The sequence below is a fragment of the Nocardia sp. NPDC049707 genome (assembly GCF_040674855.1).
GTDB lineage: Bacteria > Actinomycetota > Actinomycetes > Mycobacteriales > Mycobacteriaceae > Nocardia.
This window is the reverse complement of the sequence record NZ_JBFANN010000017.1, coordinates 39,850-65,645: the sequence shown is the minus strand read 5'-3', so window position 1 is coordinate 65,645 and position 25,796 is coordinate 39,850. Positions and strand designations below refer to the sequence as shown.

The 25,796-nt window shown below is 63.7% G+C and carries 28 protein-coding genes; 11 read left to right on the top strand and 17 right to left on the bottom strand.

Annotation, left to right across the window (positions count from 1 at the left end; all coding sequences use genetic code 11):
- From AB0J29_RS17395 to AB0J29_RS17370, 6 genes are all read right to left on the bottom strand, one after another.
- Positions 1-963, bottom strand: a complete 963-nt coding sequence (locus AB0J29_RS17395; RefSeq protein WP_364786452.1) for an ABC transporter ATP-binding protein — start codon at positions 961-963, stop codon at positions 1-3.
- Positions 964-1,047: 84 nt separating this feature from the next.
- Positions 1,048-1,476 carry a hypothetical protein gene (locus AB0J29_RS17390; protein ID WP_364786449.1) on the bottom strand — a complete coding sequence of 143 codons (429 nt, stop codon included), beginning with the start codon at positions 1,474-1,476 and terminating at the stop codon, positions 1,048-1,050.
- Positions 1,477-1,489: 13 nt separating this feature from the next.
- Complete coding sequence (locus AB0J29_RS17385; RefSeq protein WP_364786611.1) at positions 1,490-2,311, bottom strand: isoprenyl transferase; 822 nt, start codon at positions 2,309-2,311, stop codon at positions 1,490-1,492.
- 80 nt (positions 2,312-2,391) lie between these two features.
- Complete coding sequence (gene recO, locus AB0J29_RS17380) at positions 2,392-3,165, bottom strand: DNA repair protein RecO (protein WP_364786446.1); 774 nt, start codon at positions 3,163-3,165, stop codon at positions 2,392-2,394.
- Positions 3,166-3,508: 343 nt separating this feature from the next.
- The gene (locus AB0J29_RS17375; protein WP_364786443.1) at positions 3,509-4,108 is read right to left on the bottom strand and encodes a TetR/AcrR family transcriptional regulator; all 600 of its coding nucleotides are present in this window, start codon (positions 4,106-4,108) and stop codon (positions 3,509-3,511) included.
- Positions 4,095-4,961, bottom strand: a complete 867-nt coding sequence (locus AB0J29_RS17370) for an alpha/beta hydrolase (RefSeq protein ID WP_364786440.1) — start codon at positions 4,959-4,961, stop codon at positions 4,095-4,097. Before AB0J29_RS17370 ends, AB0J29_RS17375 begins: the two co-directional genes overlap by 14 nt.
- 246 nt (positions 4,962-5,207) lie before the next feature.
- On the opposite strand from AB0J29_RS17370, the gene AB0J29_RS17365 reads away from it, so the two are divergent.
- Entirely contained in the window at positions 5,208-6,638 is a 1,431-nt protein-coding gene (locus AB0J29_RS17365; RefSeq protein WP_364786437.1) for an amidase, read from the top strand.
- Between the two features lie 80 nt (positions 6,639-6,718).
- Here the strand turns inward: AB0J29_RS17365 and era are convergent, their stop codons facing one another.
- From era to AB0J29_RS17335, 6 genes are all read right to left on the bottom strand, one after another.
- Positions 6,719-7,630, bottom strand: a complete 912-nt coding sequence (gene era, locus AB0J29_RS17360) for a GTPase Era (RefSeq protein WP_364501619.1) — start codon at positions 7,628-7,630, stop codon at positions 6,719-6,721.
- Complete coding sequence (locus AB0J29_RS17355; RefSeq protein ID WP_364786434.1) at positions 7,623-7,982, bottom strand: cytidine deaminase; 360 nt, start codon at positions 7,980-7,982, stop codon at positions 7,623-7,625. Before AB0J29_RS17355 ends, era begins: the two co-directional genes overlap by 8 nt.
- Complete coding sequence (locus AB0J29_RS17350) at positions 7,979-9,313, bottom strand: hemolysin family protein (protein ID WP_364786608.1); 1,335 nt, start codon at positions 9,311-9,313, stop codon at positions 7,979-7,981. Before AB0J29_RS17350 ends, AB0J29_RS17355 begins: the two co-directional genes overlap by 4 nt.
- Positions 9,314-9,324: 11 nt before the next feature.
- The gene (gene ybeY, locus AB0J29_RS17345; protein ID WP_364501613.1) at positions 9,325-9,879 is read right to left on the bottom strand and encodes an rRNA maturation RNase YbeY; all 555 of its coding nucleotides are present in this window, start codon (positions 9,877-9,879) and stop codon (positions 9,325-9,327) included.
- A gap of 76 nt (positions 9,880-9,955) precedes the next feature.
- Positions 9,956-11,056 carry a PhoH family protein gene (locus tag AB0J29_RS17340; RefSeq protein WP_364786431.1) on the bottom strand — a complete coding sequence of 367 codons (1,101 nt, stop codon included), beginning with the start codon at positions 11,054-11,056 and terminating at the stop codon, positions 9,956-9,958.
- Positions 11,057-11,270: 214 nt separating this feature from the next.
- The gene (locus AB0J29_RS17335) at positions 11,271-12,185 is read right to left on the bottom strand and encodes a LysR family transcriptional regulator (RefSeq protein ID WP_364786428.1); all 915 of its coding nucleotides are present in this window, start codon (positions 12,183-12,185) and stop codon (positions 11,271-11,273) included.
- 88 nt (positions 12,186-12,273) lie between these two features.
- On the opposite strand from AB0J29_RS17335, the gene AB0J29_RS17330 reads away from it, so the two are divergent.
- Positions 12,274-13,515, top strand: a complete 1,242-nt coding sequence (locus AB0J29_RS17330; protein ID WP_364786425.1) for an MFS transporter — start codon at positions 12,274-12,276, stop codon at positions 13,513-13,515.
- A 115-nt stretch (positions 13,516-13,630) separates the two neighbouring features.
- Here AB0J29_RS17330 and AB0J29_RS17325 read toward each other — a convergent pair whose 3' ends face one another.
- The 5 genes from AB0J29_RS17325 to AB0J29_RS17305 all read right to left on the bottom strand — a co-directional run bounded on the left by AB0J29_RS17325 (position 13,631) and on the right by AB0J29_RS17305 (position 17,711).
- Complete coding sequence (locus tag AB0J29_RS17325; RefSeq protein ID WP_364786422.1) at positions 13,631-14,371, bottom strand: 16S rRNA (uracil(1498)-N(3))-methyltransferase; 741 nt, start codon at positions 14,369-14,371, stop codon at positions 13,631-13,633.
- A gap of 3 nt (positions 14,372-14,374) precedes the next feature.
- Positions 14,375-15,529, bottom strand: a complete 1,155-nt coding sequence (dnaJ, locus tag AB0J29_RS17320; RefSeq protein ID WP_364786419.1) for a molecular chaperone DnaJ — start codon at positions 15,527-15,529, stop codon at positions 14,375-14,377.
- Positions 15,530-15,621: 92 nt separating this feature from the next.
- Positions 15,622-16,653 carry a heat-inducible transcriptional repressor HrcA gene (gene hrcA / locus AB0J29_RS17315; RefSeq protein WP_364786416.1) on the bottom strand — a complete coding sequence of 344 codons (1,032 nt, stop codon included), beginning with the start codon at positions 16,651-16,653 and terminating at the stop codon, positions 15,622-15,624.
- 180 nt (positions 16,654-16,833) lie between these two features.
- Positions 16,834-17,256 (bottom strand): hypothetical protein, encoded by a 423-nt coding sequence (locus AB0J29_RS17310; RefSeq protein WP_364786413.1) that lies wholly within the window; start codon positions 17,254-17,256, stop codon positions 16,834-16,836.
- Positions 17,253-17,711, bottom strand: coding sequence for a DNA-directed RNA polymerase subunit beta (locus AB0J29_RS17305; RefSeq protein WP_364786410.1), 459 nt, complete (start codon positions 17,709-17,711; stop codon positions 17,253-17,255). Before AB0J29_RS17305 ends, AB0J29_RS17310 begins: the two co-directional genes overlap by 4 nt.
- Positions 17,712-17,948: 237 nt before the next feature.
- On the opposite strand from AB0J29_RS17305, the gene AB0J29_RS17300 reads away from it, so the two are divergent.
- From AB0J29_RS17300 to AB0J29_RS17260, 9 genes are all read left to right on the top strand, one after another.
- A complete protein-coding gene (locus AB0J29_RS17300) occupies positions 17,949-18,833 on the top strand; it encodes a helix-turn-helix transcriptional regulator (RefSeq protein WP_364786407.1) in 885 nt (294 codons plus the stop codon).
- Positions 18,830-19,042, top strand: a complete 213-nt coding sequence (locus AB0J29_RS17295; protein WP_364786404.1) for a DUF397 domain-containing protein — start codon at positions 18,830-18,832, stop codon at positions 19,040-19,042. Before AB0J29_RS17300 ends, AB0J29_RS17295 begins: the two co-directional genes overlap by 4 nt.
- A 1,295-nt stretch (positions 19,043-20,337) precedes the next feature.
- On the top strand, positions 20,338-20,640 hold the full coding sequence (locus AB0J29_RS17290; RefSeq protein WP_364786401.1) for a hypothetical protein: 303 nt from the start codon (positions 20,338-20,340) through the stop codon (positions 20,638-20,640).
- Positions 20,641-20,653: 13 nt separating this feature from the next.
- Positions 20,654-21,547 (top strand): hypothetical protein, encoded by an 894-nt coding sequence (locus AB0J29_RS17285; RefSeq protein ID WP_364786398.1) that lies wholly within the window; start codon positions 20,654-20,656, stop codon positions 21,545-21,547.
- A 131-nt stretch (positions 21,548-21,678) separates the two neighbouring features.
- Positions 21,679-22,092, top strand: coding sequence for a hypothetical protein (locus tag AB0J29_RS17280; protein ID WP_364786395.1), 414 nt, complete (start codon positions 21,679-21,681; stop codon positions 22,090-22,092).
- A 517-nt stretch (positions 22,093-22,609) separates the two neighbouring features.
- Entirely contained in the window at positions 22,610-23,191 is a 582-nt protein-coding gene (locus AB0J29_RS17275; protein WP_364786392.1) for a DUF3558 domain-containing protein, read from the top strand.
- A gap of 40 nt (positions 23,192-23,231) precedes the next feature.
- Positions 23,232-23,702: a hypothetical protein gene (locus AB0J29_RS17270; RefSeq protein WP_364786389.1), complete on the top strand. Its 471-nt coding sequence runs from the start codon at positions 23,232-23,234 to the stop codon at positions 23,700-23,702.
- Complete coding sequence (locus AB0J29_RS17265) at positions 23,699-24,835, top strand: hypothetical protein (RefSeq protein WP_364786386.1); 1,137 nt, start codon at positions 23,699-23,701, stop codon at positions 24,833-24,835. Before AB0J29_RS17270 ends, AB0J29_RS17265 begins: the two co-directional genes overlap by 4 nt.
- Positions 24,836-25,013: 178 nt before the next feature.
- Positions 25,014-25,403 carry a hypothetical protein gene (locus AB0J29_RS17260; RefSeq protein WP_364786605.1) on the top strand — a complete coding sequence of 130 codons (390 nt, stop codon included), beginning with the start codon at positions 25,014-25,016 and terminating at the stop codon, positions 25,401-25,403.
- Positions 25,404-25,796: the final 393 nt, after the last annotated feature.

Below are 25,796 nucleotides of genomic sequence, written 5' to 3'. Positions count from 1 at the left end.
TCAGTTGTCTCCGGTGGTGAGCGCCAGAAACGCGGATTCGAGATTGTGCGAGGTGATTTCGAGATCGAGTGCAGCGGTTTCGGTGAGAAGAAAACGCGCGATGGCGTCGGAATCGTTGGTGTGCAAAATAATTCGGTCACCGCGGAGTTCCACATCGTCGACACCGGGGACCGCGAGCAGGCGGGCCGGATCGGCGCCGGGCAGGGTCGCGCTGACGGCGCGTCCAGCGGCCAGGTTCTTGATCTCGGCGGCACTGCCGTCCGCGACTACCCGGCCCGCGCGCACCAGCACGATCCGGTCGGCGTACGCATCGGCCTCGTCGAGGTAATGGGTGGCGAAGACAACGGTGCGGCCGCGATCGGAATCCTCCCGCATCGCATTCCAGAACTCCCGGCGCCCTTCCACATCCATGCCAGTGGTCGGCTCGTCGAGCACGATGAGGTCCGGATTCGGCAGTAACGCGAGCGCGAACCGCAGACGCTGCTTCTGCCCGCCCGAGCATTTGCCGACCAGCCGATTGCCGATATCGGCGATACCGGCGCGAGCGAGTACCTCATCGACCGAATGGGGATGCGCGTGCAGCGTGGCCACCAGCTGCACGGTCTCGGCAACGGTCAGATCGGGCAGTAGTCCACCGGATTGCAGGACCGCCGAAAGGCGGCCCGCCGCAAGCGCTTCCGCCGGTGTGCCGCCGAAAACCCGGATGCTGCCCGAGTCCGGCTTCGCCAAACCGAGCAGCAAATCGATGGTGGTCGTCTTACCCGCGCCATTAGGGCCGAGGAAGGCCACGATCTCGCCAGGCGCGACCACCAGATCGAGTCCGTCGACGGCATGCACCGCGCCGCCGCCAGGGAGCCGGAAGCTCTTGTGCAGATCGCGCAGTTCGATCGCGGACGATGCCCGGTGCCTGCCCGAGCCGCCCGCGGCGGCGAAGATGGCCGTGGATGTCAGTGCCGATGTCATGACTCAACGGTCACCCGAATCGGGGGCCGGTACCTCGCATGAGTGTCACGAACCTGCCATGACATCTGTCATGCGGTCAGCGGCTCAGGGCAGCAGTCCCTTCCTCGCCTTACCCGCGCCGGACAGCACGAGCAGCAGCATGGTGGCCAGCGCCTGATCGTCCAGACCGGCGGCCGGGAAGGTGTAGCGCAACATGACATCGGCCTGGTTGCCGCGGGTGATCAGTGTGATCGAACCGAACTGAATCGCGCTGTTGCGCTCGGCGACACGCTTGTGCAGCTGCGGCTTGAGCGGCCGGTCCCAGGCCAGCACGCAGGTCAGCGTCAGTACGTCCAGGCCGGGTGCCAGGGTCACCGCGCGCAATGAGCACAGCGCGCCCTCGTATTCGAAACCGAGCGAACCCTCCGGGTCGATGCGCACATCGACGTCGTAGAGCGATAGGCAGGCGCCGGCGCGGGCCTGTAGCTCTCGTTCGGGGGTGACTGCTGCGTCCATATCGATGCTGCCGTTCATTTGCTGCCGCCGTTCACTTGGTCCCCCCGAAGCGACGGTCACGCGAAGCGTACTGGAGACAGGCCTCCCACAAGTTGCGCCTGTCGAAATCGGGAAACAGCGTGTCCTGGTAGACGTATTCGGCGTAGGCGGATTGCCAGATGAGGAAGTTCGAACTGCGGAATTCGCCGGAGGGGCGCAGGAACAGATCGACGTCCGGCATATCCGGCTCGTCCAGGTATTTGGCGACCGTCGCCTCGGTCACCCGCTCCGGATCGATTTCGCCCGCGGCCACGCGGCGCGCTATTTCCTTTGCCGCATCCGCGATTTCGGCGCGACCACCGTAGTTGACACACATGGTGAGGGTCATCACCGTGTTGTCCTTGGTCAGCTCCTGCGCGGTCTCCAGTTCCTTGATCACACTGCGCCACAGGCGCGGTCGCCGCCCCGCCCAGCGCACCCGCACACCCATCTCGTGCATCTCGTCGCGACGACGGCGGATGACATCCCGGTTGAACCCCATGAGGAAGCGCACCTCCTCCGGGCTGCGCCGCCAGTTCTCGGTGGAGAAGGCGTAGGCCGAAAGCCACTTCACGCCGATCTCGATACAGCCCTCGACGGTGTCCATCAGGACCGCCTCACCGCGCTCGTGCCCCGCGGTGCGCGGCAGCCCGCGCTCCTGCGCCCAGCGCCCATTGCCGTCCATCACCAGCGCCACATGATTGGGCACCAATTCCCGCGGCAGTTCCGGCGGCGTCGCCCCCGATGGATGCGGTGACGGCGGACGGATGGTGCGTTCGGCACCCGACCGGGCGCGAGTCGAGCTGGTCGGCGCGGCAGAGTCTCGACGGAGGATCACGGCTCCTATCCTGCCTGATGGTTGTGGAGAGATTGTGCGGACCACCTGATCGGATGCACTGAACCGGTCGGTGCCGTTCAACCCATCTGCCCAGCGGTCGCCGGCTCCGCGTCGGTCGGGCGCGACCGCTCGATCAGCGGCAGCGTGCGCAGCTGACGTTCCAGGTGCCACTGCAGGTGCGCCGCGACCAGGCCGCTGGCCTGTCTGCGGATCGGATCGGGGACCTGCTCGACGTAGTCCCACTCCCCCTTCAGCAGGGCGATCAGCAGGTCGAGCACGCCCGGGGCCGGCGTGGCCGAACCCGGCGGACGGCAGTGCACGCAGACCGCACCGCCCGCCGCAACATGAAACGCACGATGCGGGCCGGGGGTGGCGCAGCGCGCGCATTCATCCAGTGCGGGAGCCCAACCCGCAAAACCCATGGCGCGCAACAGGTATGCGTCGAGAATCAGCTCGTGCGGGCGCTGTTTGGCGGCAATCGCCCGTAGCGCGCTCGCGGTCAACGCATGCAGCTTCGGCGCGGGTGCGCGCTCCTCACCGGCCAGCCGCTCCGCGGTCTCCAGTACCGCGCAGGCGGTGGTGTAGCGCCCATAGTCGTCGACGATATCGGCGGCGAATGCCTCCATGGTGTGCACCTGGGTGACCGTGTCGAGATTGCGCCCCGGATGCAGCTGCACATCCACATAAGCGAACGGCTCCAACCGCGCCCCGAACCGCGACTTGGTCCGCCGCACCCCCTTGGCCACCGCCCGCACCAACCCGTGCTGCCGCGTCAACAACGTGACGATGCGATCCGCCTCGCCCAGCTTATGCTGGCGAACCACAACCGCCTCATCCCGATACAACCGCACCTGCCCATCCTGTCACGAATGGCCGATGCCCACCGTCAGGCGCGAGCCTGGACTCAACTCGATCGCACTCGACGCGACGACCTGGGGCGATAGGTGCCCATCCGCGCCTCGCCGGGACCACGACACGAACCAACATCGGGTCTTCAGCAGGCAAGATTTACGCTGATCAAGGTAAATAGATTTACTCTAATCAGCTTTCTACGACGGAGGGCACAGGCGGGGAGATCGGGGCCTTTCGATCTGGCGGCCTATCAACAGCGGGTGCGGTCGAGGCCCTGCCTCATCTGCGACCTGGTCGCAGGTACACCCGGTTCGGAACATGAGGTCGTCAACCGCGCATACGTCAGGTGCGGAGGATGCCGCCGATCAGCAGCATCAGGGACTGTTGTGCCCGTACTCGGGCGGCGTCCTTATCCGCGGCGTGCGCGACAATCAGCCCTGCCTCGGAGACCGCGCTGAAGATCAATTGGGCCAGGACCGGAATCGGCGCATCGGCGATCAGTCCGGAGTCGTGGGCGCGTTCCAATTGAGCGATGACCAAGCCCAGCCCGTGGCGCGCCTCGAATTCGCGAAAGGCCTCCCAGCCGAGGACGGCGGGGGCGTCGTAGAGGGTGATGCGGATCATCTCGGGGCGCTGGCAGATGGCCAGGAAGACATCGAGACCGATGGCCATCGAGGTAAGAACGTCGTCGGGATTCCCTGCACCGATGGCTTTTTCGATTTCCTGGGTGCTCTCGCTCTCTATTTGTTCGAGCACGACGAGGAACAGCCCGCGCTTATCGCCGTAGTGGTGGTGCAGGGCGCCGCGGGTGACGCCCGCCTCGGTCACGAGTTCCTCGGCCGAGGTCGCCGCGAAACCGCGCTCGCCGAACAACCGGCGACCGGCCTGCTCGAGCGCGGCTCGGGTGGCACGGGAGCGATCCTCCTGACTACGGCGTTGCATGCAGCCGAGTGAACTCCAGGATCGTTTCAGAGAGCAACTCGGGCTGATCTTCGGCGAGGAACGTGTAGGAGTCGTCGATGAATTTCAGGGTGGCGTTCGGCAGGTCGGCGGCCAAGCGTTCCGCGAGCGACACGGGGAAGATCTTGTCCTCGCGCGCCCAGACGATCAGCACCGGAACTCGCACCGACGGGAATCGGGTGGCGGCGTCAAGGGTGTAGCGGCGATGCACGGTCTTCAGGAACCGGCGCAGATCCTTGCGGATCGCCGCCGAATTCCGGCTCGGCAGCAGGTAGGAGTCGGCGATCTCCGGCGGTACTGGACGCTTGGTCACCCAGCCGAAGGCGATCGGCAGCCGGTGCAGCGGACGAATGCGCAACAACTCGGTCAGCGGCCGAAGCGAGCCGGGCATCCGCGCCAGCACCGGCAGGGCCGCGAACAGCGGCGGGAAGAACGCCTCGTAGGCGTCGCATGAGGTCAAAACGACGCGGCCGATCCGCTCCGGTCGACGGGTCAGCAACAACTGGGTGATCGCGCCGCCCGTGTCATTGGCAACGACGGTGACGTCGGTGAGGTCGAGTCGATCCAGAAAGTCGGCGGTCAGATCGGCGACCCCGGTGGGCGTGAGATCCGCTGCGGGGACGGAGATTTCGTGTGAGCCGAGCGGCAGGTCCGGGCTGAGACAACGGTACCCCGCCGCCGCGATCACGGGGACGACCTTGCGCCAGAGATCAGAGTTGACGAGCAGGCCGTGCACGAAGACAACGGGCGCGCCCTCCCCCGTGTCGTGATACCGAATGCGGCCGCCGGGGAGATCTACCACATGCGTGCGGCCGAGTGACGTACTGATTCCCATGGTTCCTCCAGGTGTTCGCAGCTTCCATCCACTGTTACATACATACGGTATGTATGTCTATAGCGAACTGGTCTCGCGAGCACGTGGTCACCGTGTACGCCCAGAACTCAGCCGGATGCTCAACCGCCAGCCCGCAACCGCACCGTCGAGGTTCCCGCCGGGCGGCTCGAGGTACGGGGAGGAATGTGGACGACTGACCAGATTGCGCGCTAACGTGCAACGAATGACGAAGGAGACTGAGCTCACATGATGGAGTCGGACCCCACCCTGCGCCCATGGGAAACCGCCGAACTCGGCCTCGCGGACTTCGCAACCGCCCTCGCGCAGAGCAGGATCAGCTCCGTGGCGGCGGTCGGCGCCGCCCTGGACCGGATCGAGGCGAGCCAGCCGACACTGAACGCCTTCCGCGTCGTCCGGCGCGAAAAGGCACTCGCCGAGGCGGCCTCGGCCGACCAACGCTTGGCCGCCGGCGAACGACTCCCGCTGCTCGGCGTGCCGATCGCGATCAAGGATGATACCGATATCGCCGGTGAACCAACGGCTTTCGGCTGCGGCGGCGATCTCCCGCCGAAAACCGAAGACGCGGAATCGGTGCGACGGCTGCGCGCGGCCGGTGCGGTAATCGTCGGCAAGACCAATACCTGCGAACTCGGCCAACTGCCATTCACCAGCGGTGCCGCCTTCGGCCACACTTGCAACCCGTGGAGTGCCGAGCACACCCCTGGCGGCTCATCCGGCGGTTCTGCGGCCGCCGTCGCGGCCGGATTGGTACCCGCCGCACTGGGTTCCGACGGCGCGGGCTCGGTCCGCATCCCGACCGCATGGACCAATCTGGTCGGCATCAAACCACAGCGCGGTCGCATCTCGACCTGGCCGGCGGCCGAGGCATTCCACGGTCTCACCGTGAACGGACCGCTGGCACGCACCGTCGCCGATGCCGCACTGCTGCTCGACATCGCCGCCGGACCGCATCCCGGCGATCTGCACACCCCCGAACCGCTCACCGTCTCCGATGCCGTCGGCCGGGATCCGGGACGGCTGCGCATCGCCCTCTCGCTGCGAATCCCGTTCACCGCCACCAGAACAGCGCTGCATCCGGAGGTCGAGGTCGCGGTGCAGCGCGTCGCAACTACACTGCGTCGCCTCGGTCATACGGTGACCGTGGCAGACCTGCACTACGGCATCATGATCGGCGCGTCCTTCCTGCCGCGCTCACTGGCAGGTGTCCGACACGTCTACGACGGAATGCCTGGCGTGCAGGTGGATCCACGCACGATCGCGAACGTCCGGTTCGGGCGTGCGCTCAGCGGACCCGCACTGTTCGCGGCACGGCAGGCGGAAACGTTGCTGCACAAGCGAATCGGCGGCTTCTTCCGCGACTACGATCTGGTGCTGGCCCCGACCACCGCGACTCCCCCGCCGCGCGCCGAGGAGATCGACGGCATCGGTGTCAATGCGACCAACGACCTCATCACGGCCGCCTGCCCGTATACCTGGCCCTGGAATGTACTCGGCTGGCCCGCGGTGAATGTCCCCGCGGGTTTCACTGACACCGGCCTGCCGGTGGGCGCACAACTCATGGGGACCGCGAACACCGAGACGCTCCTGGTTTCCGTTGCGGCACAACTAGAATCGGAACTCCATTGGGAGCGCCGCCGTCCCGAACCCTGGTGGTGAGGTCAGCGTTCGAGAACTATCGATGCTGGATCGGTGCATCAGCAGCGGCATCGAGATATCACATCCCATGATTTCCGCCATCAGAATCCGAGCTTGCCGAGCTGCTTCGGGTCGCGCTGCCAATCCTTGGCAACCTTGACGTGCAGGTGCAGGTAGATGCGGACGCCGAGAATGTGTTCGATCTGTTTGCGGGCGTTGGTGCCGACCTCTTTGAGGCGGGCGCCGCCCTTGCCGATGATGATGGCCTTCTGCGAGGGACGTTCGACATAGAGCAGGGCGTGCACGTCGAGCATGTCTTCGTTCTCCTCGCGCGGGAGAACCTCTTCGATGACCACGGCGAGCGAATGTGGGAGCTCGTCGCGGACGCCCTCCAGGGCGGCCTCGCGGATGAGCTCGGCCATGAGGGTTTCCTCGGGCTCGTCGGTGAGCTCGCCGTCGGGGTAGAAGGCCGGGCCCTCCGGCATTTTCGAGGCGATCACGTCGACGAGAACCTCGACCTGTTCGCCCTTGACGGCAGACACTGGCACGACATCATGGTCCGGGCCGAGCAGTTGCGACAGCGCCATCAGTTGTTCGGCAACCTGGTCGCGACTTACCTTGTCGATCTTGGTGACCACACCGAGCAGGGTGGTCTTCGGCGCCATCTGCTTGATCTGCTGCAGAATCCATTTATCACCGGGTCCGATCTTCTCGTCGGCCGGAATGCACAGCGCGATCACGTCGACTTCGGAATACGTATCGCGGACGAGGTCGTTCAGCCGCTGGCCGAGCAGGGTACGCGGCCGGTGCAGCCCTGGGGTGTCGACCAGAATGAGCTGGGCGTGATCGCGGTGCACGATGCCGCGGATGGTGTGGCGGGTCGTCTGCGGGCGCGAGGAGGTGATGGCGATCTTCTGGCCGACCAGCGCATTGGTGAGCGTCGATTTGCCGGTATTCGGACGACCGACGAAACAGACGAAGCCGGAACGGAATTCGGTGGACTTATCAGCCACCCTGCACCTCCGCGCTCACGGCGTCGTCGACGATCTCGAAGACCGCACCCGAACGATCGGTGAAGACGATGCGCGCCCCGGGCGAAACCTCGCGCACCGCGGAAACACCGGCATCCGACAGCCTGCCGCCGACGACCACGGCCGCCTCGAATCCCTCTGCGCCACTGGAGATCGCGGCTGCGACGGCGGCTTGCAGTGCGGTCAAGCGCAGAGACTCCAGGACGACATCACCCGCCGCGTAGGTGCGGCCGTCGGTATCGCGGATGGCCGCACCCGAGCTGCCGCCGGTACGGCCGAGCGCCCCCTTGGCCAGCACCACGAGTTTGGTGTCCTCGGCATCCAATTCCGTCATTCGCCATCTCCGTTCGCATCACGATCGGGCGGGACTTCCCGCTCCGCTCCGTTACTTCTGCGCTTGCCGTTGGCATTCTCGGCCTGCGATTTCTCCGCCGCCTTACGCACCACGACGGTGTGCACCCGCACCCGCCCTCGCGCGTCGGCACCGCCTTCACCACGCAGCACCAAGCCGTGCGCAACGGCTTTGGAGCCGGGCAGCGGCACCCGGCCCAGTGCGTGCGCGAGCAGGCCGCCGACGGTATCGACGTCCTCCTCCTCGATTTCCAGGCCGTACAGCTCGGCCAGATCGTCGACCGACAGTCGGGCCGAAACCCGGTAGCGGCCCTCGCCGAGGTCCTCGACGGGCGGGGTTTCGTCGGTGTCGTATTCGTCGGCGATTTCACCGACGATCTCCTCGAGCACATCCTCGATGGTCACCAGGCCGGCAATGCCGCCGTATTCGTCGACCAGTAGCGCCATATGGTTTCTGCGGCGCTGCATTTCGTCGAGCAAGCTGTCCAGTGGTTTGGAGTCGGGCATGAACACGGCTGGACGCATGGCATCCCGTACCTGCACCTTGCGGCTTCTATCCGCGTACGGCACAAGATCTTTCAGGTACACCACGCCGAGGATGTCGTCGACGTTCTCGCCGATCACCGGAATGCGCGAGTGCCCACTGCGCACCGCGAGCGACGTCGCCTGTGCCGCAGTCTTGTCCGCCTCGATCCAAACCATTTCGGTGCGCGGCACCATGACCGCGCGAGCCGGGGTGTCGCCGAGTTCGAACACCGACTGGATCATCCGGCGTTCGTCGTCGGCCACCACGCCGCGTTCACTGGCCATTTCGACCACTTCACGCAGCTCGATCTCGGATGCGAAGGGGCCGTTGCGAAATCCCCTACCGGGGGTGATCGCATTACCGATGAGAATCAGCAGTCTGCTGACCGGACCGAGTACCGTGCCGATGAACTGCAGTGGCAGCGCCGAGGCCAAGGCGATGGAGTAAGCGTGCTGGCGACCGAGTGTGCGTGGACCGACCCCGATCACCACATAGTCCACCAGCACCATGACGGCGGCGGTGAACAGCAACGCCCATTTGTCGTTCCACAGCGGGATCAGCGCCGCCGCCAACAGCACCGTCGCGCAGATCTCGCACAGAATACGAAGCAGCACAAGCAGATTCACATATCGCGGCCGGTCGGCCACGATCCTGGTCAGCCGCGCCGCACCGGGCCGCTCCGCCCGGACCATATCGTCGAGACGCGCCGGTGAGATGGTGTTCAGCGCCGCATCGACGCCGGCGAACACCCCGCCGACCGGGACGAGCAGAATCGCCAGCAGGATCATGGTCAGCGAATTCACGCGGGGCCTAGCGCCTCACCGGGGGTTGTGAAACCGGCCTTCCCCAGCAGCCGGGCGTCGCGTTCGGCCAATTCGGCGCGCCGCTGTGCCTCGCGCAGACTCTCGTACCACTCCTCGAGCAGCCGCGCCTGCAGCGCGAACATCTCCTTCTCCTCCTCCGGCTCGGCATGGTCGTAGCCGAGCAGGTGGAGCACGCCGTGCACGGTGAGCAGGGCCAGTTCGTGATCGAGCGAATGTCCGGCCTTGCGCGCCTGGCCCGCGGCGAATTCGGGGCACAGCACGATGTCGCCGAGCATGGACGGACCGGGTTCGGCGCTGTCGGGGCGACCACCGGGCTCCAGTTCGTCCATGGGGAAGGACATGACATCGGTCGGGCCGGGTAGGTCCATCCAGCGCATGTGCAGATCTGCCATGGTGTCGAGATCGACGAGCACCATCGACAGCTCGGCCGCCGGATGCACATCCATCCGGCCGATCACGAATCGCGCGACACTGACCAGGTCTTCTTCGGGTATGTCGATACCCGATTCGTTGGCGATCTCGATGCTCACCTGAACAGGGTATTCGGTGTGCCGGGGCCCGCGCCGCGCGGCTCTCGGCGCGGCGGGGCCGGAGATGCCCGTCGCACTATCGCCGATCTGCCCGGCTCGCGGCGCGGCGCTGTGCGCGATTGCCCGGATAGTGCGGTCCGACCTGGGTGACCCGCTCGGCCTCGGCCCGCTCGTAGGCGTCGACGATATCGGAGACCAACCGGTGCCGGACCACATCGCTGCTGGTGAGCGTGGCGAAATGGATGTCAGCGATACTGGTGAGGATCTCACTCGCGGTACGCAGCCCGGAGCGCGCGCCATTGGGCAGGTCCACCTGGGTGACGTCACCGGTCACCACGATCTTCGAACCGAATCCGAGCCGGGTGAGGAACATCTTCATCTGCTCGGCCGTGGTGTTCTGCGCCTCGTCGAGAATGATGAACGAATCGTTCAGGGTTCTACCGCGCATATATGCCAGCGGTGCGACCTCGATGACACCGGCCGCCATCAGCTTCGGAATGGCCTCCGGATCCATCATGTCGTGCAGCGCGTCGTAGAGCGGGCGCAGATACGGGTCGATCTTCTCGTTGAGCGTGCCGGGCAGGAAGCCGAGCCGCTCGCCCGCCTCGACGGCGGGCCGGGTGAGGATGATCCGGTTGACCTGCTTGGTCTGCAATGCCTGCACGGCCTTGGCCATTGCCAGGTACGTCTTGCCGGTGCCCGCGGGCCCGATGCCGAACACGATGGTGTTGGCGTCGATGGCGTCGACGTAGCGCTTCTGGTTGAGCGTCTTGGGCCGGATGGTTTTACCGCGCCGGGACAGAATGTCCAGGCTCAGCACCTCGGCCGGGGATTCCGACGAACCCTCGGTGAGCATGGATACGGTGTGGCGCACCGCCTCCGGGGTCACCACTCGATTGCGACCGGTCAGCGCGACGAGTTGCTCGATCACCCGCTCGGCGAGCGCGACATCGGCCGCCTTGCCGGTCAAGGTGACGGAATTGCCGCGGACGTGGATGTCCGCATCCAGCAGCTGCTCGAGTTCACGCAAGTTCTGGTCGGCTGAACCGAGGAACGGGAACACGGATTCGGGAGCGAGTTCGATGCTGGAACGCACGGTGCGCGCTGCGGGGCCCGAACCGTTGTCCGCACCACCGTGGATGGAAGCTGACGATGGCGGCGGGGTGGGTGAACCCATGCCTGCCGCGGGTCTGGTCGGGTCGCCGATCTCGCCTTGTGTTCTCAAAAGTGGCTATAGCCTGCCTTCCGGTCTCGATTTGCTCGTTGATGAGAGTTTAACGCGCCCCACTGACAACAGGCATTGAATAAACGGCTACCTCGGCCGTAGCGAACGCTTGCGAGTCGCGCGAAATGGTCGGCAGCCGGCCTGGCGATTGCCTGCTGATCGCCGCTTACCGGCGTGGCATCTGGATCCCCCCACGCCGGCGTGCCCAATCCTCGGTGAAGTCACGAAATCGACGCACCGCATCCGATGGCGGAGCGGTCGCCGACCAGATCAGCCCCACATCGCGGACGGCTCCAGCGTCGGCGAGCGGGACGGTCACGATGCCCGATAACGAACCGGCCGCCGGCGTCGGATCTTCCAGCGGCAGCAGCGCTACACCGAGTCCGGCCGCGACCAGTCCGGCGGCGGTGCCCAGATCGCTCGATTCGAAGGCGATGCGGGGGCGGATATGCGCGGCGGCGCAGAGTTCGTCGAAAATGCGGCGCATACCGAAACCCGCATGCATGGTGACGAATTCGGCGTCGCCGAGTTCGGCGAAACGGATCTGTCGACGGGAAGCGAGCCGATGTTCCGCGGGCACGGCCAGCGCCAGTGGCTGCGCGAGCAATGTGCGCCAGCCGACGTTCGCTGAAGGGCGAGGCGAAACAGTCGCCAAATCCGCTGTGCCGTCGACGATCTGATCGACTACGGCATCGAACGCGCCCTGCCGGAGCGTGAACGAAATACGCGGCGAGCCGCGCCGGAACCCGCCGATCAGTTGCGGGATCAGCCAGCTGCCGAAGGAGGGCTGAAATGATAGGCGGACAACGCCTTTCGCCGGATCGGCGAGGTCGGCGACGGCCTGGGCGGCGGCATCGAGTTCGGACCGGGCACGGCGGGCGTGCTCGTAGTAGATCCGGCCGAACTCGTTCAGCACGATGCGTTTTCCGTGGCGGTCGAACAGTTCGACACCCAGGCGGCGCTCGAGGCGGCCCAGCATGCGCGAGAGCGTCGGCTGGGCGATGTGCAGCCGCTCGGCGGCCGCACCGACGCGCTCCAACTCGGCGAGTGTCGTGAACCACAGCAGGTCGTCACCCAGCACGCGCAGACCTTTCCTTATGCGTTCAGCGCATTACATAATAGATTATTATTCATTTCCCTTCTTAGTGACGAGTGCCGATTCTGATGCCATGACCAGCACGGACACCCGCCCGACCGGCGCATCACACGAACGTCGGATCACCACGGCACTGTTCGCCGCCGGATTGACCACCTTCGCCTCGATGTACAGCGCGCAGGCGTTGCTGCCGAGTCTGTCTGCGGCCTTCGGCGTCGACCCGGCGCAGGCCGCGTTGGCCGTGTCGTTGACCACCGGGCTGCTCGCGTTGGCGATCGTGCCGGTGAGTGCATTGTCCTCGCGGATCGGGCGGACCAGGGTGATGACATGGTCGGCGGTGGTTTCGGCCGTCATCGGTTTGCTGCTGCCGCTGAGCCCATCGCTCGAGGTGCTGCTGACGGGGCGGGCGCTGCAAGGGATCACGCTGGCCGGGGTGCCCGCGGTCGCGATGGCGTATCTGGCGGAGGAGATCGGCGCCGATGGTTTGGGCGCCGCCATGGGTGTTTACGTCGCGGGCACGTCGATCGGCGGGTTGGCCGGGCGGTTGATTCCGGCATTCGCACTGGATCTGGCCTCGTGGCGCTGGGCCGAGGCCGCGATTGCCGTCGCGGCGGCCGGTTGCACCGTCTGGTTCGTGCGTGGGCTGCCGCCGTCGCGTGGATTCGTCGCTCGACCCGCCGGAATACGTACCGTGCTCGGCGATCTCGGCACGCCGCTGCGCCACGGCGGGCTGCTGGCCCTGTTCGGATTGGCCTTCGTACTGATGGGCGGATTCGTATCGATCTACAACTTCCTCGGCTATCGGCTGACCCGAGCACCGTTCGAATTGCCCGCGGCCGTCGCGGGTTCGGTATTCCTGCTGTATCTGGCGGGCACGCTCGCCTCGGCCGCCGCCGGGCGCTGGGCCGATCGCTTCGGCAAGCACCGCGTGCTCGCGGTATCCGTCACACTGATGGGCGTCGGCGTCCTGGTCACCATTCCGGACCAGTTGATCGTGATTATCCTGGGGATATCACTATGCACCGCAGGCTTTTTCGGTGCCCATGCGGTGGCGAGCACCTGGGTCGGCGCGTTGGCTCCCGGAAACCGCGGCGCCGCATCATCGCTGTACCTGTTCACCTACTACCTCGGCAGCGCCATCATCGGCAGTGCGGCGGGCATCGCATATGCGAAGGGCGGATGGGACGGCCTGGCCGCCTGTGTCGGGGCGCTGGTAGCCGTCGCCGCAGGTCTGGTGTGGTATTTGACGATTCACGCCGGCCGGAGAAGCGATGCCGATGTCGCGTCCCAGCTATGTGCATCGCCGACGGCGTGATGCCGGGCGGTGGCCTTGTGGAGTCATCCGAAGGTCCCAGCGATCGGAAAGCAATGCTGCCGACCGGAAAGCATCGCAGGTACATCCCGGTGGTCAGTGCCGTCCAGCCCTGACGTCACCAACGGGAGGTCAACGCCCCCAAGGCACCGAGGGCGACGGCGGCCGCGGTCGAGGTGCGCAAAACCGTTGGGCCGAGCAAGGTTACGTCCGCACCCGCGTCGGCGAAGGCGCTCAGTTCCGAATCGTCCAGTCCGCCTTCGGGGCCGACGATGAGCATGATCTCGGTGGACTTGTCGAAGGGAAGTTCGACGAAGCGGGCGGCGCCGGATTCGTGCAGTGCCACGACGACTCCGCCCGCGGCGACGATGTCGCGGACGGTGTCGAGCAGATCACGGGTATGGCAGAGGTCGGCCACCTCGGGGATGTAGGCGCGCCGTGATTGCCGGGCGGCCGATCGGGCAGCGGCCCGCCATTTCTCGACGGCCTTGTGCGCCTTACCTTCCCAGTTCGCGACGCAGCGGTGCGCTTGCCACGGAACGATGGCGTCGGCACCCGCCTCGGTCATCAGCTCGACCGCCAGCTCGGAACGGTCGGACTTGGGCAGTGCCTGGACGACCGTCACCCGCGGCCGCGGCGGGTCGGACAGCACCCGGTTCCGGACCGTCAACTCCAGCCGGTCCTTCTGTGCCGCAACGACTTCCGATTCGGCCAGCAAACCATTCCCGTCGGACAGCGTGATCGCCTCGCCGACCCGGATGCGGCGCACCGTCGCGGCGTGCCGCCCCTCCGGGCCATCGAGGATCGCGATGGCACCGGGCTCCGGGATATCGTCGAGATAGAAGACCGTGGCGGCCAACGACTATCGCCCGCTGAACGACGCTCGCAGCCGAGCGAACAGGCCGCTGTTGTGTTCGGACTGCGCCGACATCACCTCGGCGCGTTCACCAGTGCGCATGCCCTTGTACTTGCGCAGCAGATCGGTGCTCTTGGCGTCGAGTTTGGTCGGCACCACGATTTCCAGATGCGCCAGCAGATCACCGCGCGCCCCCGAGCGCAGGCGCGGCATGCCGTGGCCGCGCAGCACCGAGATCTCACCCGGTTGGGTGCCCGGCGGAATGGTCAGCTCGGTCGGACCGTCCAGGATGGTGTCGACGACGACGGTGGTGCCGAGTGCGGCATCGACCATCGGCACCCGGATGGTGCAGTGCAGATCGTCGCTGTCGCGAACGAAGACATCGTGCGGCTGCTCGACGATCTCCACGTACAGATCGCCCGCATGGCCACCACCGGGACCGACCTCGCCCTGCGCCGCCAGCCGCACCCGCATGCCATTGGCGACACCGGCCGGAATCGGCGCGGCGATCTCACGACGTGCCCGCACTCGTCCGTCGCCGCCGCACTTGTGGCACGGATCGGGAATGGTCTCACCCGCGCCGCGACAGGTCGGACACGGACGCGAGGTCAGCACCTGACCGAGGAACGACCGCTGCACGGACTGCACCTCACCCGCACCACCACAGGTTTCACAACGCACCGCCTTGGACTTGCCGTTGGTGCCGGAGCCGTGGCAGATATCGCAGAGGATGGCGGTATCGACGGTCAGGTGCTTGGTGACACCGACCGCACATTCGGCCAGGCTGAGCCGGGTCCGCAGCAGCGAATCCGCACCGGGCTGCACCCGGCCGCGCGGCTTGCGCGTCCCACCGGGGCTACCGCTCATACCGCCGAAGAAGGCCTCGAAGACATCGCCGAGGCCACCGAAGCCGGCGCCGGAGAAGCCCGCGCCGCCGCCACCGGCCTCCAGCGGGTCGCCACCCATATCGACGACGCGCCGCTTCTCCGGGTCCGACAACACCTCGTAGGCGGTCGACACTTCCTTGAACTTGGCCTGCGCCGCCTCGTCGGGGTTGACGTCGGGGTGGAGCTCCCGCGCCAGCTTGCGGTAGGCGCGCTTGATCTCCTGGTCGGTCGCGTTCTTCGCGACGCCGAGCAGTCCGTAGTAGTCCCGTGCCACTTGAGTTCTCTAGTCCTTGGTTTGCAACAGCATTAGTCGGATGCACTCAACTTTATCCGCCGAAGGATCGAGCGTCTCAGCGACGTCACCCCTCAGCGCTCCGCCAGCACCTCACCGATATAACGGGCAACGGCCGCGACCGATGCAATAGTCCCCGGATAGTCCATCCGGGTCGGACCGAGCACGCCCATACCGCCGAGCACCGCACCCGCCGCACCATAGCCGGTCGACACCACCGAGGTTCCGCGCATCTGCTCGACCTGGGTCTCCTCACCGATGCGCACCGTGATGGTACCCGGATGCTGGGCGGCGGCGAGCAGCTTGAGCACGATCACCTGCTCCTCCAATGCCTCGAGTACATCGCGCAGCGAACCAGGGAAAACGAAGTCGGCGGCATTGCGAGTCAGGTTGGCGGTGCCGCCGAGGACCAACCGCTCCTCCGGATGCTCGACCAGGGTCTCGACGAGCACGGTCGAAACCCGCACCAGCACATCCTTCAGCCGCACCGGCGCCCGCTCGGGCAGTTCGGCGACGGCCGCGGATGCGTCGGACAGACGCTTGCCGTCCATGGCGCCACCGAGCATGCCGCGTAGTGCGGCCAGATCCTGGTCATCGATGAGCGCGCCGAGTTCCACCAGACGCTGGTCGACGCGGCCGGTATCGGTGATCACGACCAACAGCAACCGAGCCGGATTCAGCGCGACCACCTCGATGTGGCGGACCGTGGAAGCCGACACCGTCGGATACTGGACGACCGCAACTTGGCGGGTCAGCTGAGCCAGCAGCCGGACACCGCGACGCAGCACATCGTCGAGATCGACACCGGATTCCAGGAATTCCAGGATCGCCCGGCGCTCGGCCGGCGAGAGCGGCTTCACGTCGGAGATGCGGTCGACGAACTGCCGGTAGCCCTTATCGGTCGGAATGCGACCCGAACTGGTGTGCGGCTGGGCGATGTAGCCCTCGGCCTCCAGCACCGCCATATCGTTGCGAACCGTCGCGCTGGATACCCCGAGGTTGTGCCGCTCCACCAGGGTCTTCGACCCGATCGGCTCCTTCGTCGCGACATAGTCCGCGACGATCGCACGCAGGACCTCGAAGCGCCGATCCTCGGTGCTCGACATGGGCCCTACCTCCTTGCTCGTCCTCGGGTACGTCGTAACGGTCACGTGCGCACCGTCCACATCGTCCGATTTCGATGCAGGTTACTTGGTACGTCTGTTTATCCAGTCTAATTGCCCACTCGACAATTGCCCGTTCGCCTGCCCTGGCAACCCTGGACGACTGCTCGATGTGCGATCCCGTCAGGAAGTGCCCGGGAGGCGGCGACGTCCAGTGGTGAGTTCGGTGGCCAAATCCTCGTACGCAACGGCCAATTCCGCCAGGCGATCCCATGCCTGCCATAAATCCCACTGATCATCAGCGGCAAGCGCGGCATAGGCGCAGGCGGTGAACTGCGCCAGGCGATCCAGCACAGCACCCAGGGACTCGGTGTGGAGGTAGACCGTGCCACGCGCAGGGGGTAAATGAATTTCGGCCCAACGGCCGATCTCCCGAACCAGACGGGCGCGATTGTCGTCGATATCCGTTGTGGAGCCAGGTGCCGCGCCCAGTCGGCGCTCATGCAGCACGGTCAATTCGCGGGCCGCGCGCAACAGCGGATGGTCGGTGCGGCAACCCCGACAGGCTTGCAGCAGTTGCCGTCTCGTTGGCAGTGAATCGCTCACCACGCCACCCCACGAGCAGAACAAGCACGCACCGCCGCCGCAATCACCGCGCCCGACGGACGAAATGTGCCACGCGGCGGTACAACCCAACTCCGATAGGCATCGGCATCGATCGGCGACGGCAGCGCGACCGCACCGCCGAACGGCACGATCGACACGTCCATTCGAAATAGTTCGGCGAACAGCGCCATGTCGTCGGGAAGATCGGGCCGACACAGAAAAGTCCATCTGCCCGAACGGGTATGGGCGATGATCGGCCCGAGGGCGAGTCCCCGAAACAGCATGTCGTCGTGAATGATTCGCCCCAACCTCGCGGGCATGGTGATCGCCGCGACGATACCGACCTTCACGACGATCCGGCCGACCTCCGGGTGAATCCCGGCGGGCAGGCCACAGGTGCGCCGGTAGAAGGCACAACGCGAAGCAGGTGTGTCGGCGAACGCATGCTGGTCCATCAGGAGCCTCGACTCGCATCGGTGGTAGGTGGGTGCGCCGGTCGGCCAAGACTCGTTGTCGCCGAGCAGGTTTCGAACTATTCGGGTGTCTGGCGCGAAACCAGCACAGCACCCTCACCAGCATGTTTCAATGTTCCAGAACTCGCTATTCGCTTGAAAACACGCATCTTCCAAGACTTGGCAGCAAGTCATTCCAGTACGGAACTTGATCGTTCGAATCAGTAAGGAAGTGGTCACATGGACAGTGCAGTCGGTTCGACGCTCCCCCGCCGACTCCTGGCTCGCGAGCTGCGCCGACTTCGCGAATCCGCCGGGCTCGGGGTGGAAGTTGCGCGCCGGGCGATCACCTGCTCCGCTCAGACCCTATGGCGGATGGAGACCGGGCAATCAGTTCGCCTGCGCCCGCATGACATCGAGAAGTTGGGGCAGGTCTACCGGGCGACACCGGACGAGGTGAAGGTCCTGCTGAACCTGACCGAGGAAGCACAGCAAAAAGGTTGGTGGCACGCCTACGACAACACCTTTCCGAAGTTTCTGGAGCTGTACCTCGGCCTGGAGACCTCGGCTGTCCGACTGACCACCTATCAAGCCGAGCTCATCCCCGGTCTGCTCCAGACACCGGAGTATCTTCGCGCGCTCATCTGGGCTTGGTATCCGAATCTCGACACCGCCGAAGTAGAGGCACGCATCGAATTACGGATCAAGCGTCAAGCTCGGCTGACGTACTCTCATGATCCGCTCATTATCGACGTGACATTGGGCGAAACGGCGCTGCGGCTGCCGATCGGTGGCCCGGCCGTCATGGCAGACCAGTTGCGGCACTTGGCCGAGATGACCGAGCTCCCCAACGTAACAGTGCGCGTCGTACCCACGGCGGTCGGGGCGCACCGCGGGCTCAACATTGGCCCCTTTGTCCTACTGGAGTTTCCAGCACACCCGACAGCACACCTAACCGAACCACCAATAATTCACTGTGACGGATACACGGGTAGTCTCTATCTGGAGAAACCGGAAGAGATCGAGAAGTATCGCGGTGCACTTCGAGAAATCAAACGTTCAGCGTTGGATGAAGCCGAGAGCCGCGCGCTCATCTCGAGGATTGCGAAGGAGCTAGCTCAGTGACAGTGAACCTGGACGAAGGCGACTGGTTCAAGAGCAGCCACAGCACCGCCAATGGGGAGTGCGTGGAGGTCGCGTTCCTTACCGAAGGCATGGTCGGCATCCGCGACTCGAAGAACCTGAGCGGCCCGGCACTCGTCTTCGCGCCACGCGAATGGGACTCCTTCACAACCGATGTCGCGAGCGGCAAGTTCAGCAGGCCATCCGCCTGAGCAACAGGCCCGACCAGTGGCACCTGGTCGGGTCGTCGCGGGCGCTGGTCGGATGACAGCCCAGTTCAACGGAGCCGTACCCAACCACCCTGTCGCCCAACCCATTACCGCAGCTCGCAGCCCCGCAGCCGACAACGCTGTGGGGCTGTTGTCGATTGCCGGCTGACAGGGTGATCAGGGCCGCCGCTAGACGCAAACGGGTTCTGCAGCAGCAGCTTTCGCACGCCGACGCCGGTCACCGAGTTGACAAGATTGGCATGGAAAGCGAGAGTTGGGGCGACCGCAGTGGCGGGTTTGGTGGGGATGGGGGTCTCAAATGCCATTTCACCGAAGGAAAACGCTCCCCGCACGGGACACCGGACATCGCCGGAAGGTAGGGCAGTGATGGCAGGTGGATTTTACAACCACTACGACGATCCGGATGAGTTCTGGGACGATGAGCCTCTTACCAAACCGTCCAAAACTGTTCCCGGGGTCGTCCCGCCTACAGTGGTGCCGACTAGCCGAACCGGCCCTGACGTCGCAACATCTCCTGCCTCTGCGGACCGCCAAGCTGCTCCCTCGGGGCGATCTCAATCATCGTCTCCCACGTATGGCGGACAATCGAAGCAGCGGCCAGGCCCTGAAGCGTCTCAGTTCTACCAGGCATCCCACCACGGCTATGCCGAATCAGCGAACAAACTCCAAGACTTGGTAAAAACCTGGAAACTTGCAGGCTCATCGTTCGCCTCCATGCAGCTCGACCGCGGACTACTCCCAGTTAGAATCGACTTGGATAGTAGATGGAGTCGGCATGTTCAGCCCCATGAATATGGGGCCGAGTTACTCGAGGCCTATGACTTTGCTATCGCGCAGGAACTTGCGCGGATTATATCGAGCCAAAGATTCCTTCCCGATGGTAATATTGATCTTGATTGCGGGGTCCCCGACCGACGAACACAGCTGATGTTATTACTCGAGACGCCTCGGTGGTCCGAATACCAGGACAAGCTCGACGCCATGATTGCGAAGAACGGGTATCGAGTAAATGGTCGAAGGTGCCATCAAGACGACCCGGCAGTGCTCATGACCGCAGACCGAACGAGAATTAATTCAATAACAATTTCGCCGGGCTGGACAGAAGCCGTTGACCCTGCAACCATTGTCGATGAGATATTGTGGTGCGCTGATCAAGTCCGCGATCAGCGGCCACAGTTCAGGGTATGGGGAGACTATTCACAATATTCGATACCGGATCTCGAGTTTCAGCATGACCAACACGTTCGTTCACTACTCGAGCAGGTGAATTATCAACAATGACAGAAAACTTCAAAGCAGCGACAGATCGGATGAAGTTGGTCGCAGCGGTTTGGGACTCGGCAGCCGTACTGCTCGGAGACGCACAGGGCATGACCAACCGTGTCAAGATGACAGCCGCCGAAGCCGGAGTGTTCGCTCCATCCGTATCGAAGTATGAGCCAGCGCCGGGGTACGTCAACGATCGACTGGCGGAGGGCGTCAGGGCGTGCCAGGACATTGCCAATATTCTACGGCATGCCGCAAAAACTTACGAAGACGAAGAAGCCGCCCGCGCACAGCAATTCAACGCTCTCGGTTAGGGGCTCGCACCCGATGGCACCTGAACTCGACTCGCGCACAGATCTGAACAACCAGATCGATGCGATGCGCATTGTCGCTAAAGACCTCGAATTACTACCATCAGGATATAAAAATGACGTCGACAAGCTGATTAACCTGTTACGGACCGGCGAAATCGGCCTGACAGTCACCTCACTGGGTCTTGGCATGCTCGCGAGCGAGTATGTCATCGACAAGATCGAAGATCACAGAGATTCTATTGAACAGACCATCACCTCGGTTCTCAACAAGCTGACCGAGTTCCAAAATGGCGTAAAGACCCCTATTACCTTTATCGACACAGCGAATAATTGGCGTGATATCCAAGGAAAGATCAAAGACGCGGGGAACCAAGCAAAGACCACGAATCTTCGCAGTGAATGGGAGGGCGTGGCCTCGGAGCGGTATTTCATCGTATATGGTTTGCAAAATGAGGCGTTCACGTCCATGGCCGCTCTATGCGAGAAAATCGCGATCCAGCTGGAAACGCTAGCCAAGGCCGTCCTCGATCTTTACAAGAAGCTGGTGACCGCACTGTTGGAATTCAAGAATGAAATCGCCAACACGATGTCAGGTATCTGGATGAAGGGGCCAGCTGCGGTTCTCACTCTCGATAATCTGGTAAAGTCGGCGGGAACGATGCAGACGAAAATATTCAATACGTTTGGCGAATGCGCGACCATGGCGCAGAACAACATGATTGCCGGTAACAATATTGCGGCCGAAGTAGCAACACAGTCAGGTCTGCCATTTAACAAATGGCCAACGATCCATATTGAGGCGATGGGGACTGACGGCGAGGGCAAGCCCTACAAATACAATCTTGATTACGCCGACGCTAGCGTGCTCGATGGCGACGGTTCAGACTGGAAAGCTAGAACCAAGTGATGAAGAAACCGATGCTCGCTGCTGTTGGCGCTGTAGTATTAGCGCTCTCAGCGGCGTGCACAGAATCTGCACCAGCACCTACTAACGCCCCGTCTGTTTCAATCACTCGAGCAACTTTCACAGTGCAAGATATGTGCAATGCATTGTCGAGATACTTCGCTAACGATCTGATGGTGCAAGATCTCGAAATCAAGGCAGACGATGATCTCGGAAAGACGATATATGGGTTTGGAGCCTGTTCTGTCGAAGCGAATTCCGAAATGGTCGCACGCGCTTCGATCTCGCTTAATAAAAATCCGAGCACAACCTGGACCCCCGCCCCGATGATGAATCCGATCAGCGGAACGTCGGAACCGACCTGGATCTTCGATACTCGCCCATGGGGTCTTGTCCAAATTGATACCCGCAGCAACGAACGGGAAGGGAGGATCCAAATAAATGAAGAGCACGCACGGACTCCCAGCGGCCGACTGAGTCTCACCGATGAGCAGTTGCGCCGCGTTGCTGAATTCTGCATCGGGTTGACCCGCTATCTCAGGCAATAGAGTCGAGTACTTGGAACGGCCAGACTGAACTAACTCAAGACTGTCGTCACCGTTGGCGTTGGAGTACCTCGCGTTGATTGGCACTCGACTTTAAAAGCGACAACTCCCGCACGGACGGTCTAGTCGGACTCATCAACCAGTCGGACGGTTGTAACGTGACCCTCCAAATCAAACCAAGAATCGACAACGACACCGAGCATCCCCTTGAGAGTGACCGACGAACAGCTGAGACAGGCCGCGGAGCTAAGCATTCGGTTATGCCGCATGAAATAGCCGATCGACCTGGGCCCAATTAATTACTATACGAAAGTATCTGCTGAGCCGACACCAGATGGGCCAGGGGTTCAGCTCTTTTCGGCGATGGCCGGGCAGTGTGATAGCTACGCAGTGCAGGGGGTAGTGCGCTTGCACGGCCAATGCGACGCCAGTAGCGTCAAGCAGGCATGCCGTTAGGGGGCGGAGGAGCCGGTCCCGGCCTCAGCGGGTCAAGTGCGGACACCGGCTGGGAGGGACCCGAATGACGAGCAGGTCAAAGTCGTTGCGGCTGGCGGCGATTGGGGTCGGTGCCGCTGTTGTGCTGGCGGGGTGTGGGTCCTCCGATAAGGGGAACGCCCAGCCGAGCGGTGGTGCAAGCGGATCGTCGGGTTCGACGGTGGGTCTCGCTGCGGACGTGCCCGCCGGTTATGACCCGTGCAACGACGTACCACAGGCCGTGTTGGACTCAGAGAAGCTACGCCACAAAGAAAAAGAAGATTCGAACGCATCGGGCGGAATCAAGTGGCGAGGCTGCATCTGGGCACAGACCGACGGATACGGGGCGAGGATCCAAACGACAAACATCACAGTCGACGCGGTCCGGGAGAAGAATCTGCCCGATGCACATGAGTTCACCATCAACAGCCGTCGCGCGATCTCGACGCGTCAAGTCGATGAGCACCCGCAATGGGCTTGCACACTGGACGTCGAAATGAAAGGCGGCAGCCTCGAATTCAACCTCAGCAATCCGCCATCACGGAAGAACACTGGGCAGCTCGACAGTTGCGAACTTACCCGAGCATTGGCCGAGAAGGTCGTACCGACGATGCCCGGCAATGCATGACATGCTGACAGCGATCGGACTCACCGGGAGGAATTAACATATGGGTGACGACACGCCGCGGCCGATGGCGAACATACTCACCGCCGCCAGGGAGGGACAGCTCGCGATTGAGTTGAGGCCGGAAGACTTCATCTATATCGATCGCGACTGCGAGTACTTCAAGGAAGTAATCCAGAACATCCAGACTGTCATGGACGGGGTAGCAGGGCAAAAGCACTGGGGCCTCGGCGAAGACAACGATCGCCTGGTCTCCGCACGCACCCTGGTCGACCGCTTCAAGAAGAAGGCGAATGGCGCTGACGACGGCAACTCCGTGTTCGCGATCATGGAGCAGCACTACAAGATCGTCGAGGACATCCAAGAAGTCCATCGCATCATCCGCGACCGAATGATGCAGGCCGACAGCGACTTCGCCGCCGAGTTCACCAGTCTCGAAACCACTTTGCCGGAACGTCCGCCGGTATCGCTGCCGACCGGCCCCTACGTCCTCCCCGGCGGCCGGACCAAATGAGCGGCTACGAACCGACCCGGATCAACAACGGCGAACACTCCGACAGCTGGGAGCATCCGGACATCAAGGACGCCTTCAACCCGCTCGATCCCACCGACGCGATCAATCAGGCCGAGAAGTACTGGAAGATACATCAGGACTGGGAGCAGGGCGTCGAAACCTTTGCCCGCTCGATCCAGAACTCCATCGCGCAGGCGTGGTCCGGCCCGGCCGCCGAGAAATCGAAGGAATCGATCCAGAACTACACCAATGACGCCCGCAATCTGACTCCTGCTCTCGCCGAACTGTACTCACGGGTCAGCGACGCCGCTGTCGCCATCTCCGAAACCAAGAAGGCTCTCCCCGATCCGGTCGTCGTCACCTGGACCTCTTGGGCCTGGCCCCCACACCGCTGGGACCTGCAGCGCGAACAGAGCGAGGAATCCGAGAAGGCTCGTAAAGCGATGGACGAACACTATGTTCGGCCGTTCAGTTCCCTAGATGGAAAAATTCCGGTGCTGTCGGCACCGATGAGCCCAACCAAGTCGGTCGACATCGCAGCGCCACGGCCCGGCGGGGACAACGGCGGTTCGAACACGGGAAGTCCCGGAAACTCCCCGGGCACAACGGATTCTGGCAACCCAGGCGACGCCGAAGGTGATGGCAAGACCGGAACCACCGAGGAACAGGGCGAACAGACCACGCCGGAGCAGGCGCAATCCAGCTCAACGAACCCCACCTCATCGAGCACGCCCACAGGAACCGATCCGACGCAAGCGACTCCGTCCACGCTCACCTCGACCGACCTGGGCAAAACGACCCCGACTGGACTCGGCACCACGACCAGCCCGAGTTCTCCCGGAAGTACCGGTTCACCGAACCAGCAAAGTCCTGGCCGCACCGTGCAGGGCGTACCTGGCACGGCCGGCACCACAGGTGCGACGACTACATCGACCTCGGCAGCCGGGCGTGGCACCAGCAGTATGGCGGGCATGGGCGGTATGGGTGGCGGACGCTCCGGCGGCAAGGACGACGAGTCCGGCCACAAAATCCCCGAATATCTGACCAACCAGAACAACACCGATGAACTCCTCGGCGAGATACCGCAGACCGTGGCCGGCGGAGTCATCGGTGGTGACGCCGAAACCGACTGAGTCACATGGCTTCCCGTCCGACCGCAGACGAATTGCCGTGCGCCGCATTTCGCATACTGAAATCAGCCGTCGAAATGCAGCGCAACATGATTGGACTTGAATGGCCGAATGGACTTGGGAACCCGATGATTTCGCCGCGCTCTGATACAGCGAAGCACACGACCGGTTCCCCAGCCCGCTGCGATACACCAGCCGGTTCGCCTATCGCAACGAGTTCTCCGCGCACCGAACCACGGTGCGCGAGCGCTACTCCGCCGATGAGCTGGAGCAGATCCACCTGGCCTTGTACACCCTCGGCGATTCTGACATCAGGATCGAAATCCTCGGCGGCACTTGCCAACACAAGAACACCACCGGTCGTGATGACCTTCGCGAGTACCGAATCGTGGGTGCCCGAACGCCGCACCACGCGATAACGCTGACTCAATTCGGCAACGCGACCGAGCACGGACGGATCCGTGTGCACCTGTTCACCCCCAAGAATCTGCCCGCTCGGATTGTCGCCGCGATGCCCGGATGTCGGCCGGGCACCGCGAAGCCCACCACCTTCCATCCCGATGAACTGTGACCGCAGCAGCGCAGCTACTTCGAGGATGTCGCGCGCAACTCACCCCACGAGCAACACCAACGCCTACTCGGCCGCCAAGCCGACGGCGGTGGCACCGCCGTCCTGCTCACCGGTCCCATCCACACCCGGTCCAAGCCCCGGCAGGTCCTACAGTGGTATGACATCACCGACGACGGCCGCTATACCGAAACCCGTGGTGCACACATCACTGTTCGCCCTACCACTCCGGCCGACCTCACCACTCAGTTCACGACGTGGATCGACCGCGCCGTTCAACGCCTCCAGGAACAGCGCAGTAACACTTGGTAGTGCTCAGATCGGCCGATGCCCCGCCGCGACGCCTCCCTCCGGGAGTCGCGGACATCGAAACCAGTAGCCGGCGAAGTCACTTTC